Here is a 15519-nt window from a genome sequence, read left to right as displayed (position 1 = left end):
GGGTTTCCCACCGCCCCCCGCTAAAATTTCCAGCCCCCCGGTGCCCCCCCGGGCCCCATGTTTATACTTTATTTCGTGTTTCTGCCCGGGGGGCGGGGGCGGCCCCCCCCGCCACTCCCATCACGTCTAGGGGAGGCTCATAGCGCGAAGAGTGCGAAAACCTCTTTCCTGAGGGCCGCAAACCGGCCTTCAGGAAACGGGTTTTCTCCCGTTTCTGGCCCACCGCCAATTGGTGGTGGGTGAAAAGACAAGAAGCCGCCGACAGGCGGCGGGCAACAAGACAGGGCCGCCAAGGTGGCCCGAGATGCAAGGCGAGCCGCGGCGAGGCTCGTCCCGAGAATTGAGCTAAGGAGCGACGATGGCCCAGACCCAGACTTTCAATGGCCGCAGACGCGTACGCAAGTTTTTCGGAAAGATCCCGGAAGTTGCGGAGATGCCGAACCTGATCGAGGTTCAGAAGGCATCCTATGACCAGTTCCTGATGGTGGAGGAGCCCAAGGGCGGGCGTCCTGACGAGGGGCTGCAGGCAGTTTTCAAGTCGGTCTTCCCGATTTCCGATTTTTCCGGCTCCTCGATGCTGGAATTCGTGAAGTACGAGTTCGAGGGACCGAAATTCGACGTTGACGAATGCCGTCAGCGCGACCTGACCTACGCGGCGCCGCTCAAGGTGACGCTGCGCCTCATCGTGTTCGATATCGACGAGGATACCGGCGCGAAGTCGATCAAGGACATCAAGGAGCAGGACGTTTACATGGGCGACATGCCGCTCATGACCTTGAACGGTACCTTCATCGTCAACGGCACCGAGCGCGTCATCGTCTCGCAGATGCACCGTTCGCCGGGCGTCTTCTTCGACCATGACAAGGGCAAGTCGCACTCGTCCGGCAAGCTTCTGTTTGCCGCGCGCGTTATTCCCTATCGCGGCTCATGGCTCGACATCGAGTTCGATAGCAAGGACGTCGTGCACGCCCGTATCGACCGCCGCCGCAAGATTCCGGTCACGTCGCTGCTGATGGCGCTCGGCATGGACGGCGAAGAGATCCTGTCGACCTTCTACAACAAGATCACCTACAAGCGCGCCGGCGACCATTGGCGTATCCCGTTCAACGTCGAGCGTTTCCGCGGCCTCAAGGCCGTTGGTGACCTGGTTGACGCCGACACCGGCGAGGTCGTCGTCGAGGCCGGCAAGAAGATCACTGCCCGCCAGGCCAGGGCGCTTGGCGAAAAGGGTCTCAAGGCGATCAAGGCGACCGACGAGGATCTGCTCGGCAACTATCTCGCCGAGGACATCGTCAACTATGCGACCGGTGAGATATTCCTCGAAGCCGGCGACGAGATCGACGAAAAGACGCTGAAAGTGCTGCTCGGCACCGGCGAGGACGAGATCAAGGTTCTCGACATCGACCATGTCAACGTCGGCGCCTACATCCGCAACACGCTCAACGTCGACAAGAACGAGAGCCGCCAGGACGCACTGTTCGACATCTATCGTGTTATGCGCCCGGGCGAGCCGCCGACGCTCGAGACCGCCGAAGCCATGTTCAACTCGCTGTTCTTCGACAGCGAGCGCTACGACTTATCGGCCGTCGGCCGCGTCAAGATGAACATGCGCCTTGAGCTCAAGGCCGAGGACACCGTGCGCGTGCTGCGCAAGGAGGACATCCTGGCCGTGGTCAAGACGCTGGTCGAACTGCGCGACGGCAAGGGCGAGATCGACGACATCGACAATCTCGGCAATCGCCGCGTGCGCTCGGTCGGCGAGCTGATGGAGAACCAGTACCGGGTCGGCCTGCTGCGCATGGAGCGCGCGATCAAGGAACGCATGTCCTCGATCGAGATCGACACGGTGATGCCGCAGGACCTGATCAACGCCAAGCCGGCGGCTGCCGCCGTGCGCGAGTTCTTCGGTTCCTCGCAGCTGTCGCAGTTCATGGATCAGACCAACCCGCTGTCGGAGATCACCCACAAGCGCCGTCTTTCGGCGCTTGGACCGGGCGGTCTGACCCGCGAGCGTGCCGGCTTCGAAGTGCGCGACGTGCATCCGACGCATTACGGCCGCATCTGCCCGATCGAGACGCCGGAAGGCCCGAATATCGGCCTGATCAACTCGCTGGCGACCTTCGCGCGCGTCAACAAATACGGCTTCATCGAGAGCCCGTACCGCAAGATCGTCAATGGCAAGCTGACCAATGAGGTCGTTTACCTGTCGGCTATGGAAGAGGCCAAGCACCACGTCGCGCAGGCCAATGCCGAGCTCGACAAGAATGGTCATTTCGTCGACGAATTCGTCATTTGCCGCAACGCCGGCGAAGTGATGATGGCGCCGCGCGAAAACGTCGATCTGATGGACGTATCGCCGAAGCAGATGGTGTCGGTGGCCGCGGCCCTGATCCCGTTCCTCGAGAACGACGACGCCAACCGTGCGCTGATGGGCTCTAACATGCAGCGTCAGGCCGTGCCGCTGGTGCGCGCCGAAGCGCCGTTCGTCGGCACCGGCATGGAGCCGATCGTCGCCCGTGACTCGGGCGCCGCCATCGGCGCCCGCCGCGGCGGCATCGTCGACCAGGTGGACGCGACGCGTATCGTCATCCGCGCCACGGAAGATCTCGATCCCGGCAAGTCCGGCGTCGATATCTACCGGCTGATGAAGTTCCAGCGTTCGAACCAGAATACCTGCATCAACCAGCGTCCGCTGGTGCGCATGGGCGACCGGGTCAACAAGGGCGACATCATTGCCGACGGCCCGTCGACCGAGCTCGGCGATCTGGCCCTCGGCCGCAACGTGCTGGTCGCGTTCATGCCGTGGAACGGCTACAACTACGAGGATTCCATCCTTCTGTCCGAGCGCATCGTCGCCGACGACGTCTTCACCTCGATCCACATCGAGGAGTTCGAAGTCATGGCCCGCGACACCAAGCTCGGGCCGGAGGAGATCACGCGCGATATCCCGAACGTCTCGGAAGAAGCGCTGAAGAACCTCGATGAGGCCGGCATCGTCTACATCGGTGCGGAAGTGCAGCCGGGCGACATCCTGGTCGGCAAGATCACGCCGAAGGGCGAAAGCCCGATGACGCCGGAAGAAAAGCTGCTGCGCGCCATCTTCGGTGAAAAGGCCTCGGACGTGCGCGACACCTCGATGCGCATGCCTCCGGGAACCTTCGGCACCGTCGTCGAAGTGCGTGTCTTCAACCGCCACGGCGTCGAGAAGGATGAGCGCGCCATGGCGATCGAGCGCGAGGAGATCGAACGCCTTGCCAAGGACCGCGACGACGAGCAGGCGATCCTCGACCGTAACGTCTATTCGCGTCTTTCCGACGTTCTCGTCGGCAAGGAAGCGATTGCCGGGCCGAAGGGCTTCAAAAAGGGCTCGAAGCTGTCGAAGGACACGCTCGACGAGTATCCGCGTTCGCAGTGGTGGCAGTTTGCCGTGGAGAACGAAAAGCTCCAGAGCGAGCTGGAAGCCCTGCGTGGTCAGTACGACGATTCCAAGAAGGCGCTCGAGCAGCGCTTCATGGACAAGGTCGAGAAGGTGCAGCGCGGCGACGAAATGCCTCCGGGCGTCATGAAGATGGTCAAGGTCTTCGTGGCCGTGAAGCGCAAGATGCAGCCCGGCGACAAGATGGCCGGCCGGCACGGCAACAAGGGTGTCGTGTCGCGGATCGTTCCGGTCGAGGACATGCCTTTCCTCGAGGACGGCACGCATGCCGATATCGTGCTCAACCCGCTGGGTGTGCCGTCGCGCATGAATGTCGGCCAGATCCTGGAAACGCATCTGGGCTGGGCTTGCGCCGGAATGGGCAAGAAGATCGGCGATCTGATCGACGCGTACAAGACGGCGGGCGACATCAAGCCGCTGCGCAAGACGCTCGAGAGCTTCATGCCGGCCAACGACCGCAACGAGCCGATCCGCGAATATGACGACGAGAGCATCATTCGCCTCAGCGAGCAGATGCGCCGCGGCGTCTCCATCGCGACACCGGTGTTCGACGGAGCGCACGAGGCCGACATCAACATCATGCTGGAGCAGGCGGGCCTGCACACCAGCGGTCAGTCGCAGCTCTATGACGGACGCACCGGCGAGCCGTTCGATCGCAAAGTGACGATGGGCTATATATATATGCTCAAGCTTCACCATCTTGTGGACGACAAGATCCACGCGCGTTCGATCGGGCCGTACTCGCTCGTTACCCAGCAGCCGCTGGGCGGCAAGGCGCAGTTCGGTGGCCAGCGCTTCGGCGAGATGGAGGTCTGGGCGCTGGAAGCGTACGGCGCCGCCTACACGCTGCAGGAGATGCTGACGGTGAAGTCGGACGACGTCGCCGGCCGCACCAAGGTCTACGAGGCGATCGTCAGAGGCGACGACACCTTCGAGGCCGGCATCCCCGAGAGCTTCAACGTTCTCGTCAAGGAAATGCGGTCTCTCGGCCTCAATGTCGAGCTGGAGAACACCAAGCTCGACGAAAACCCGATCCGGCTGCCCGACGCGGCCGAATAAGCAAGACGTCCGGCCGCGGTCTTCCCGCGACCGGACGCCGAGCATGATCCCGAAAAGTGGTTACCGGTTTTCGGCCAAGATCATGCTCAAACAACAGAGTTTCTTCGGCCGATGGCCGATCAAGTCGGCGGGCGTTTGGCCCGCGCTAGATGCAAGGGGTTTTCGAGGACCCCGAAAAGGAGAACGGCATGAACCAAGAGGTCATGAATCTCTTCAATCCCCAGGCGCCCGCGCAGGTGTTCGATTCCATCCGGATCTCGCTTGCCAGCCCTGAGAAGATTCTGTCCTGGTCGTTCGGCGAGATCAAGAAGCCGGAGACCATCAACTACCGCACCTTCAAGCCGGAGCGTGACGGCCTGTTCTGCGCACGCATTTTTGGTCCGATCAAGGACTATGAGTGCCTGTGCGGCAAGTACAAGCGCATGAAGTACAAGGGCGTCATCTGCGAGAAGTGCGGCGTCGAAGTCACGTTGTCGCGCGTCCGCCGCGAGCGCATGGGCCATATCGAGCTGGCGGCACCGGTCGCCCACATCTGGTTCCTGAAGTCGCTGCCGTCGCGCATCGGCACGCTGCTCGACATGACGCTGAAGGACATCGAGCGCGTCCTCTATTTCGAGAACTACATCGTCACCGAACCCGGCCTCACCGCGCTGAAGGAGCACCAGCTGCTCAGCGAGGAAGAGTACATGATGGCCGTCGACGAATATGGTGAGGATTCGTTCACCGCCATGATCGGCGCCGAGGCGATCCACGACCTTCTGGCCGGCATGGACCTCGAGAAGATCGCCGGCGATCTGCGTTCGGAGCTGGCTTCGACCACCTCCGAGCTGAAGCAGAAGAAGTACCTGAAGCGGCTCAAGGTCGTCGAGAACTTCATGGAATCCGGCAACCGTCCGGAATGGATGATCATGAAGGTGGTTCCGGTGATCCCGCCGGACCTGCGTCCGCTTGTCCCGCTGGACGGCGGCCGTTTCGCCACGTCGGATCTGAACGATCTCTATCGCCGCGTCATCAACCGCAACAACCGCCTGAAGCGGCTGATCGAGCTGCGCGCACCCGGCATCATCGTGCGCAATGAAAAGCGCATGCTGCAGGAAGCCGTCGATGCACTGTTCGACAACGGCCGTCGCGGCCGCGTCATCACCGGCGCCAACAAGCGTCCGCTGAAGTCGCTGTCCGACATGCTGAAGGGCAAGCAGGGCCGGTTCCGCCAGAACCTGCTCGGCAAGCGCGTCGACTATTCCGGCCGCTCGGTCATCGTCACCGGTCCGGAGCTCAAGCTGCACCAGTGCGGCCTGCCAAAGAAGATGGCGCTCGAACTGTTCAAGCCCTTCATCTACGCCCGTCTCGACGCCAAGGGTTACTCCTCGACCGTCAAGCAAGCGAAGAAGTTGGTCGAGAAGGAGCGTCCGGAGGTCTGGGATATCCTCGACGAGGTCATCCGCGAGCATCCGGTGCTGTTGAACCGCGCGCCGACGCTGCACCGCCTCGGCATCCAGGCGTTCGAGCCGATCCTGATCGAAGGCAAGGCGATCCAGCTTCACCCGCTGGTCTGTACGGCCTTCAACGCCGACTTCGACGGCGACCAGATGGCGGTCCACGTACCGCTGTCGCTGGAAGCGCAGCTCGAAGCCCGCGTGCTGATGATGTCGACCAACAACATCCTGCACCCGGCTTCCGGTGCGCCGATCATCGTGCCGTCGCAGGACATGGTTCTCGGTCTCTACTATCTCTCGATCGTCAACCAGAACGAGCCGGGCGAGGGCATGGTGTTTGCCGACATGGGCGAACTCCAGCACGCGCTCGAGACCAAGGCGGTGACACTGCATGCCAAGATCAAGGGGCGCTTCCGTACGGTCGACGCCGACGGCAAGGTCGTGTCGAAGATCTACGACACTACGCCTGGCCGCATGATCATCGGCGAACTTCTGCCGAAGAACCACAATGTGCCGTACGAGACCGCCAACCAGGAGATGACCAAGAAGAACATCTCCAAGATGATCGACACCGTCTACCGCCATTGCGGTCAGAAGGAGACGGTCATTTTCTGCGATCGCATCATGGCTCTCGGCTTCAGCCACGCGTGCCGTGCCGGCATTTCGTTCGGCAAGGACGACATGCTGATTCCGGACGCCAAGATCAAGCTGGTGTCCGACACCGAGGCTTTGGCCAAGGAGTACGAGCAGCAGTACAATGACGGCCTGATCACCCAGGGCGAGAAGTACAACAAGGTCGTCGACGCCTGGGCCAAGTGCTCGGAAAAGGTCGCCGACGAAATGATGGCCCGCATCAAGGCTGTCGAATTCGAGGACAACGGCCGTCAGAAGCCGATGAACTCGATCTACATGATGTCGCACTCCGGTGCGCGCGGTTCGCCCACCCAGATGCGCCAGCTTGCCGGCATGCGCGGCCTGATGGCCAAGCCTAGCGGTGAAATCATCGAGACGCCGATCATCTCGAACTTCAAGGAAGGCCTCACCGTGCTCGAGTACTTCAACTCGACCCACGGCGCCCGCAAGGGTCTGGCCGACACCGCCTTGAAGACGGCGAACTCGGGTTATCTGACGCGTCGTCTCGTCGACGTGGCGCAGGACTGCATCGTCAACTCGCTCGACTGCGGCACCGACAAGGGCCTCACAATGCAGCCGATCGTCGATGCCGGTCAGGTCGTCGCCTCGGTTGGCCAGCGCGTTCTCGGCCGCACCTCGCTCGACGACATCACCCACCCGGTCACCGGCGATGTTCTGGTCAAGGCCGGAACGCTGATGGACGAGCGTGACGTGGAACTGATCGAAAAGGCCGGCGTGCAATCGGTCCGCATCCGTTCGGCGCTGACCTGCGAGGTCAGGGTCGGCGTCTGCGCGGTCTGCTACGGACGCGATCTGGCCCGCGGCACTCCCGTCAACCAGGGCGAGGCTGTCGGCGTCATCGCGGCGCAGTCGATCGGCGAGCCGGGCACCCAGCTCACCATGCGTACCTTCCACATGGGCGGCACGGCGCAGGTGGTGGATTCCTCGTTCCTTGAAGCCTCGTACGAGGGCAAGGTCGAGATCCGCAACCGCAACGTGGTGCGCAACTCCGACGGCCAGCTGATGGTCATGGGCCGCAATATGGCGGTGCTGATCCTCGACGAGGCCGGCAAGGAACGCGCCACGCACCGCGTCACCTACGGTTCGCGGATCTTCGTCGACGATGGCGACAAGGTGAAGCGCGGCCAGCGTATCGCCGAGTGGGATCCTTATACCCGCCCGGTCCTCACCGAAATCGAGGGCAAGGTCGCGTTCGAGGATCTGGTCGACGGCATTTCCGTTCAGGAAACCGCCGACGAATCCACCGGCATCACCAAGCGCGAGGTCATCGACTGGCGTTCGACGCCACGCGGCAACGACCTCAAGCCGGCGATCGCCGTCCTGGATGCCAAGGGTAAGGTCGGCAAGCTGTCGAAGGGTGGCGACGCCCGCTTCCTGCTCTCGGTCGAGGCCATTCTTTCGGTCGAGCCGGGCGCACAGGTTCGCCCCGGCGACGTGCTGGCGCGTATTCCGATGGAAAGCGCCAAGACCAAGGACATCACCGGCGGTCTGCCGCGTGTTGCCGAGCTGTTCGAGGCACGCCGTCCGAAGGATCACGCCATCATCGCTGAGATCGATGGCACGATCCGCTTCGGCCGCGACTACAAGAACAAGCGCCGTATCATCATCGAGCCGCATGACTCGACGCTTGAGCCGGTCGAATACCTGATCCCGAAGGGCAAGCCGTTCCATCTCCAGGACGGCGACGTCATCGAGAAGGGCGACTACATCCTCGACGGCAATCCGGCGCCGCATGACATCCTGGCGATCAAGGGCGTGGAGGCGCTTGCCTCCTACCTCGTCAACGAGATCCAGGAGGTCTACCGACTGCAGGGCGTGTCGATCAACGACAAGCACATCGAGGTGATCGTTCGCCAGATGCTGCAGAAGGTCGAGATCACCACGCAGGGCGATTCGACCTACATTCCGGGCGACCACGTCGACGTGATCGAACTGGAAGAGGTCAACGAGCGCCTGGTTGAGGAAGGCAAGAAGCCGGCAGAAGGCCAGCCGGTGTTGCTCGGCATCACCAAGGCCTCGCTGCAGACGCCGTCCTTCATCTCGGCCGCCTCCTTCCAGGAGACGACGAGGGTGCTGACCGAAGCTGCGGTTGCCGGCAAGACCGACATGCTGCAGGGGCTGAAGGAAAACGTCATCGTCGGCCGGCTGATCCCAGCCGGCACCGGCGGCACGATGAGCCAGATCCGGCGCATCGCCACCTCGCGCGACGAGCTGATCATCGACGAGCGCCGCAAGGCGTCCGGCGTCGAGGTCGCCGAGCCGATGCTGACCGACATGGCTTCCGCCGCGCAGTAAGCGCGCAAGAAAGAGAAGATAGAAAAGGGGCCCAAGTGGCCCCTTTTCGCATTTTGGTTCCTAATCGGATCGGAGAAGAAAACGATGAGCATGAAGACCTGGGCTTCTGTCGACGACTACATTGTCGAGGCTCTTTTCGATGCGGATCCCGCCCTCGATGTCGTTCTGGCGGCCAACCATGACCACGGCCTGCCGGCGATCGATGTTTCGCCGGCACAAGGCAAGCTGCTGTCACTTCTTGCGCGAATGCAGGGAGCCAAGAAGGTACTCGAAATCGGCACGTTGGGCGGCTACTCGACAATCTGGATGGCGCGAGCGTTGCCCGTGGACGGCAAGGTCGTGACGCTCGAGCTTGACCCGCACCACGCCAGTGTCGCGCGGTCGAACTTTGAACGCGCAGGGGTGTCGGACCGGGTAGAACTGCGGGTCGGACCGGCGCTTCAATCGCTTGCGGCGTTAGCCGCCGAGAATGCCGGGCCATTCGACTTCATCTTCATCGACGCCGACAAGCCGAACAACCCGCACTATCTGTCGTGGGCCATGCGTCTTTCGAGGCCGGGGACCGTCATCGTCTGCGACAATGTCATCCGTGACGGCGCGGTGGTGAATGAAGATGGTCGTGACGCCAATGTCGAAGGGGCACGCGCGGCGTTCTCGTTCATCGGCGGCGACAAGCGTCTGGAAGGCACCGCGATCCAGACTGTTGGCGCCAAGGGCTATGACGGCTTTGCCATAGCGATCGTCAATTGAACTTGCGCGGTGCGTGACCGGACATGCGATCCGGCCGACGCCCGCTGATCAATCGAAAAAAGCTTGCACCACATTGCGCTTGCCCAGCATGAAGGCGTCGGCGACGTGCTGAAGGGGCGCGAGATCGACGTCGGAGGTACCCGCGCGCACGATCTCGGCAAAGCGCTTGTAAAGCATCGGGTATTCCGCTTCCGGCTCCTCGTGAACGACGCGGCCGTCGACAGCGAGCTTCGAGCCGCCGCCGGAAAGCACCATTTTACCCCGGTCCGTCTCGGCCAGGATGTCCCAGCTCTGCGGGCCGGTCTGAAGCCAGTCGAGTTCCATCGTCACCGGCAATCCATCCGAGGTGCGGAAGGTGACGTGGGCTGCGACCGGGGATGCACGGTTCTCCGGAAAATCGAGCTCTGCCGAACTGATGAACATTGGCGGCAGGATGTGGGTGGCGATCGACAGTGCGTTGATGCCGGGATCGAAGACGCCGAAGCCGCCCGGTGCCCAGATCCATTCCTGATTCGGATGCCAGCGGCGGACATCTTCCTTCCAGATGATAGCGGCCGATCTGATTTTGGTTGAACCGAGGAAAGCGCGAGCGGCCTCGACAGCCGGCGCATAGCGTGAATGCCAACTGGCGAACAGACAGACGCCGTTCGCTGCCGCCAGCGCCTTCAGGTCCTCGACCTCGCTGACGGTCGCGCCCGGCGGCTTTTCCAGGAAGACATGCTTTTTCGCCACCAGCGCCGTGCGTGCGGCGTCATAACGGAACTGCGGCGGCATGCACAGCGACACCGCCTCGAGCTCCGGCACCGAGTCGAGCATCGCCTCGATCGTCGGGAAATTCGGGATGTCTTCGACTTTGCCGTGGCGGCTCGCTGCGGCGACCAGGCGATAATCCTGGTCCTTCGCCAAGGCCGGCAGGTGCTGGTCGCGGACGATCTTTCCCACGCCGACGATGCCGAGCTTGATGGGACTAGAGGACATGGGAGCTCCGCAGGTTGAGTGTGCTTGGTTTTACCAGAGCTCGCTTCTTAGCAGAGAACTTGTGTCGGGCAAGTCGCCGGGCTTTGTCGCCGGCCGTGAGATCGACCGCGATTCAGATCTCTTCAGATCGGCACATCGAAGGTCACGATCGACACTTCGCCTTCGAGCGCGCCCTGATAGGCGGACAGATGCGGCTCCTCGTCGGGCACGCCGTCCAGGTCACCGATCTGGTCGAGCTCGGCCTCGGCGTAACCTTCCGCGGCAAGTGATTCGAGAGCGCGGCGCACCGCCGAATCGTCGTCCGGGGCGACCAGCATCACATGCACGCCTTCCGGCTTGCCGCCTTTGCGCTTCCACACCCGGCCGGTAATAATGGTGACCGGGCGCTCCTCATTGTCATTCACGGGTTCGTACCTCCGGGCGAGGGGTTTTGGGCTGTTCATGCCGCCTTTTCGCACGAAGCACGGCGTGGAAACAGCCGCAAGCCGGTCACTTTCTGCCTTCCTCTTGAAAAACGGCGCAAGAAAATTACATGTGTTTTTCGCATGGCTGCCAAACCTCGGGTTCAGCGCAATATTTGCCGCTCCGGGGTTGACGGACAGTGGCCGCACGAGTAGAAGCCGGCCAGTCAGAACCGATGTGAGGCTCTCGCTTTCGAAGCGACACGCTTTGGAGTTTGCCTCAAACAGGGTTCGTTTTACGAGCGAAAAGATATTTCCGGCGTGCATGAAGCGGCTTCCGCTTCCTCTGCTATTTGTTCGGGCAAGACCGCGAGGCGCGGTTTGTGGCCCGAATTTGCGTATGGAAATGACGCTTTGAGCGGCCCTGACCGGGCAAGACACGGAATTGAGAGACAAGAGGGTTTAATGCCTACCGTCAACCAGCTGATCCGCAAGCCGCGCATTGCGCCGGTGAAGCGCAACAAGGTCCCGGCCATGCAGCAGAACCCGCAGAAGCGGGGCGTCTGCACGCGCGTCTACACCACGACGCCGAAGAAGCCGAACTCGGCGCTGCGCAAGGTGGCCAAGATCCGTCTGACCAATGGTTTTGAAGTGATCGGTTACATCCCCGGCGAAGGCCACAACCTTCAGGAACACTCGGTGGTGATGATCCGCGGCGGCCGCGTCAAGGATCTTCCGGGCGTCCGTTACCACATCATCCGCGGCGTGCTCGACACGCAAGGCGTGAAGAACCGCAAGCAGCGCCGTTCGAAATACGGCGCCAAGCGTCCGAAGTGACCGAAGCGTAGCCAAGATCGTTCCGGACGGCGTCAAGCGACGATCCGGGATCCAGGCCACCGCGTAGAATTGAGGCAGAGAAAAAATGTCCCGTCGTCACAGTGCAGAAAAGCGTGAGATCAATCCGGACCCGAAGTTCGGCGACCTGATCGTTACCAAGTTCATGAATGCCGTCATGTATGATGGCAAGAAGTCGGTTGCCGAGACCATCGTCTACGGCGCGCTCGACCAGGTCCAGTCCAAGACCAAGCAGGAGCCGGTCACCGTCTTCCATCAGGCGCTCGACAATGTCGCGCCACATGTGGAAGTGCGTTCACGCCGCGTCGGCGGCGCCACCTACCAGGTTCCGGTCGACGTGCGCCCCGAGCGCCGGCAGGCATTGGCCATCCGCTGGCTGATCGCTGCCGCCCGCAACCGCAACGAGACCACCATGGTCGACCGCCTCTCCGGCGAGCTGATGGACGCGGCCAACAACCGCGGCACCGCCGTCAAGAAGCGTGAAGACACCCACAAGATGGCAGAAGCCAACCGCGCTTTCGCGCACTACCGCTGGTAAAGCGCGAACGAGACTGAAGAGGCACCTCCCATGGCCCGCGAATATAAAATCGAAGACTACCGCAATTTCGGTATCATGGCGCATATCGACGCCGGCAAGACGACGACCACCGAGCGCGTCCTCTATTACACGGGCAAGTCGCACAAGATCGGCGAAGTCCACGACGGCGCTGCGACCATGGATTGGATGGAGCAGGAGCAGGAGCGCGGCATCACCATCACGTCGGCCGCCACCACGACCTTCTGGAAGGGTCGCGACGGCAAGATGTATCGCTTCAACATCATCGACACCCCCGGCCACGTCGACTTCACCATCGAGGTCGAGCGTTCGCTGCGCGTGCTCGACGGCGCCATCGCGCTGCTCGATGCCAATGCCGGTGTCGAGCCGCAGACGGAGACCGTCTGGCGCCAGGCCGACAAGTATCGCGTGCCGCGCATGATCTTCTGCAACAAGATGGATAAGATCGGCGCCGACTTCTACCGCTCGGTCGAGATGATCGGTTCGCGCCTCGGTGCGCATGCCGTCGTCATGCAGTTGCCGATCGGCGCCGAGACCGAGTTCAAGGGTGTCGTCGATCTCGTCGAGATGAACGCGCTGGTCTGGCGCGACGAGACGCTGGGCGCTGCCTGGGACATCGTCGAGATCCCTGCCGACCTCAAGGCTCGTGCCGAAGAATACCGCGAGAAGATGATTGAGGCCGCCGTCGAAATGGACGAAACGGCGCTCGAGAATTACCTCGAAGGCAAGATGCCGAGCAACGACGAGATCCGTGCGCTCATCCGCAAGGGCACGATCGCGGTGAAGTTCTATCCAATGTTCTGCGGCTCGGCCTTCAAGAACAAGGGCGTGCAGCCGCTGCTCGACGCCGTCGTCGAATATCTGCCGTCGCCGGCCGATGTCCCTGCCATCAAGGGCGTCGACGCCAAGACCGACGCCGAGATCGAGCGTCATGCCGACGACAACGAACCGCTGTCGATGCTCGCCTTCAAGATCATGAACGACCCGTTCGTCGGTTCGCTCACCTTTGCCCGCATCTATTCGGGCAAGCTCACCAAGGGCATCTCAGTCGACAACACCGTGAAGGGCAAGAAAGAGCGCATCGGCCGCATGTTGCAGATGCATGCGAATTCGCGCGCCGACGTCGAAGAGGCGTTTGCCGGCGACATCGTCGCCCTCGCTGGTCTCAAGGACACCACCACCGGCGACACGCTCAGCGATCCGTTGCATCCGGTCATCCTCGAGCGCATGGAATTCCCCGATCCGGTCATCCAGATCGCCATCGAGCCGAAGACCAAGAACGACCAGGAAAAGATGGGTCTCGCCCTTCACCGCCTGGCCGCCGAGGATCCGTCCTTCCGCGTCAAGACCGACGAGGAAAGCGGCCAGACGATCATCTCCGGCATGGGCGAACTTCACCTCGACATCATCGTCGACCGCATGCGTCGCGAGTTCAAGGTCGAGGCCAATGTCGGCGCGCCGCAGGTGGCCTACCGCGAGACGATCACCCGCAAGCACGAGCAGGACTACACGCACAAGAAGCAGACCGGCGGTACCGGCCAGTTCGCCCGCGTCAAGATCCTCTTCGAGCCGAATCCGGAAAGCAGCGAATTCGAGTTCGAAACCAAGATCGTCGGCGGCGCTGTGCCGAAGGAATACATCCCCGGTGTCGAAAAGGGCATCAACAGCGTCATGACCTCGGGCCCGTTCGCCGGCTTCCCGATGATCGGCGTCAAGGCGACGCTGATCGATGGCGCCTACCACGACGTGGACTCGTCGGTTCTGGCCTTCGAAATCGCCGGCCGCGCCTGCTTCCGTGAAGCAGCGCCCAAGCTTGGCGTGCAGTTGCTCGAGCCGATCATGAAGGTCGAGGTGGTGACGCCGGAAGATTACGTCGGCAGCGTTATCGGCGACCTGAACGGCCGTCGTGGCCAGATCCAGGGCCAGGAGGCCCGCGGCGTCGCGGTGGTCATCAACGCGATGGTGCCGCTCGCCAACATGTTCAAATACGTGGACAACCTTCGCTCGATGAGCCAGGGCCGCGCGGCCTACACGATGCAGTTCGACCATTACGAGCCGGTCCCGACCGCGGTCGCCCAGGAAGTCCAGAAGAAATACGCGTAACTCGAAACGAGTTGCACCAGTAACTTAATTCAAGGCCCGTACGGGCCGGCAGGAATGGAGAGATCACATGGCAAAAGGTAAATTCGAGCGCACTAAGCCTCATGTGAACATTGGCACGATTGGTCACGTCGACCATGGCAAGACGTCGCTGACGGCGGCGATCACCAAGTATTTTGGCGAATACAAGCGCTATGACCAGATCGATGCGGCGCCCGAAGAGAAGGCGCGCGGCATCACCATTTCGACGGCGCATGTCGAATACGAGACCGCCAACCGCCACTATGCCCATGTCGATTGCCCCGGCCACGCCGACTATGTGAAGAACATGATCACCGGTGCCGCGCAGATGGACGGCGCGATCCTGGTGGTGTCGGCCGCCGACGGTCCGATGCCGCAGACCCGCGAGCACATCCTTTTGGCCCGCCAGGTCGGCGTGCCCTCGATCGTGGTGTTTTTGAACAAGGTCGACCAGGTCGACGACGCCGAGCTGCTCGAGCTGGTCGAGCTCGAGGTGCGCGAGCTTTTGACCAAGAACGAGTTTCCCGGCGACGACATTCCGATCGTCAAGGGTTCGGCGCTTGCCGCCCTTGAAGATAGCGACAAGAAGATCGGCGAGGACGCCATCCGCGAGCTGATGGCTCAGGTCGATGCCTACATTCCGACGCCGGTTCGTCCGCTCGACAAGCCGTTCCTGATGCCGATCGAGGACGTGTTCTCGATCTCGGGCCGTGGCACGGTGGTGACCGGCCGCGTCGAGCGCGGCGTCGTCAAGGTCGGCGAGGAGCTGGAGATCGTCGGCATCCGTCCGACCACCAAGACGACCTGCACGGGCGTCGAGATGTTCCGCAAGCTGCTCGACCAGGGTCAGGCCGGCGACAACATCGGCGCGCTGCTGCGCGGTGTCGACCGTGAAGGCGTCGAGCGCGGCCAGGTCCTGGCCAAGCCCGGCACCGTCAAGCCGCACAAGAAGTTTGTTGCCGAAGCCTACATCCTGAC

The 15519-nt window shown here is 62.2% G+C and carries 9 protein-coding genes; 7 read left to right on the top strand and 2 right to left on the bottom strand.

All coding sequences use genetic code 11. The annotated features are described in order from the left end of the window. The first annotated feature begins 358 nt into the window (after positions 1-358). From rpoB to NKI79_RS32305, 3 genes are all read left to right on the top strand, one after another. The gene (gene rpoB / locus NKI79_RS32315) at positions 359-4495 is read left to right on the top strand and encodes a DNA-directed RNA polymerase subunit beta (protein WP_254817143.1); all 4137 of its coding nucleotides are present in this window, start codon (positions 359-361) and stop codon (positions 4493-4495) included. Positions 4496-4683: 188 nt separating this feature from the next. Continuing rightward, positions 4684-8880, top strand: coding sequence for a DNA-directed RNA polymerase subunit beta' (gene rpoC / locus NKI79_RS32310; RefSeq protein ID WP_352807294.1), 4197 nt, complete (start codon positions 4684-4686; stop codon positions 8878-8880). Between the two features lie 84 nt (positions 8881-8964). Continuing rightward, positions 8965-9630 carry an O-methyltransferase gene (locus tag NKI79_RS32305; protein ID WP_352807291.1) on the top strand — a complete coding sequence of 222 codons (666 nt, stop codon included), beginning with the start codon at positions 8965-8967 and terminating at the stop codon, positions 9628-9630. Between the two features lie 48 nt (positions 9631-9678). On the opposite strand, the gene NKI79_RS32300 is transcribed toward NKI79_RS32305, so the two are convergent. Both NKI79_RS32300 and NKI79_RS32295 read right to left on the bottom strand, forming a co-directional pair. Beyond that, positions 9679-10608 (bottom strand): Gfo/Idh/MocA family protein, encoded by a 930-nt coding sequence (locus NKI79_RS32300; protein WP_352807289.1) that lies wholly within the window; start codon positions 10606-10608, stop codon positions 9679-9681. 122 nt (positions 10609-10730) lie between these two features. Next, positions 10731-11012 (bottom strand): transcriptional regulator, encoded by a 282-nt coding sequence (locus NKI79_RS32295; protein WP_254817147.1) that lies wholly within the window; start codon positions 11010-11012, stop codon positions 10731-10733. Between the two features lie 462 nt (positions 11013-11474). Here NKI79_RS32295 and rpsL point away from each other — a divergent pair, with 462 nt between their 5' ends. From rpsL to tuf, 4 genes are all read left to right on the top strand, one after another. Then, positions 11475-11846 carry a 30S ribosomal protein S12 gene (rpsL, locus tag NKI79_RS32290; RefSeq protein WP_006333356.1) on the top strand — a complete coding sequence of 124 codons (372 nt, stop codon included), beginning with the start codon at positions 11475-11477 and terminating at the stop codon, positions 11844-11846. 85 nt (positions 11847-11931) lie between these two features. Further along, complete coding sequence (gene rpsG, locus NKI79_RS32285; RefSeq protein ID WP_008875664.1) at positions 11932-12402, top strand: 30S ribosomal protein S7; 471 nt, start codon at positions 11932-11934, stop codon at positions 12400-12402. A 30-nt stretch (positions 12403-12432) separates the two neighbouring features. Next, a complete protein-coding gene (fusA, locus tag NKI79_RS32280) occupies positions 12433-14523 on the top strand; it encodes an elongation factor G (protein ID WP_254817148.1) in 2091 nt (696 codons plus the stop codon). A 67-nt stretch (positions 14524-14590) separates the two neighbouring features. Further along, positions 14591-15519: elongation factor Tu (tuf, locus tag NKI79_RS32275; protein ID WP_352807286.1), on the top strand; the 929-nt coding region annotated here is incomplete at its 3' end.

The organism is Mesorhizobium sp. M0340 (assembly GCF_040321535.1).
Lineage (GTDB): Bacteria > Pseudomonadota > Alphaproteobacteria > Rhizobiales > Rhizobiaceae > Mesorhizobium.
Note: the sequence above shows the minus strand (reverse complement) of the source record. Positions and strands in the feature narration are given on the sequence as shown.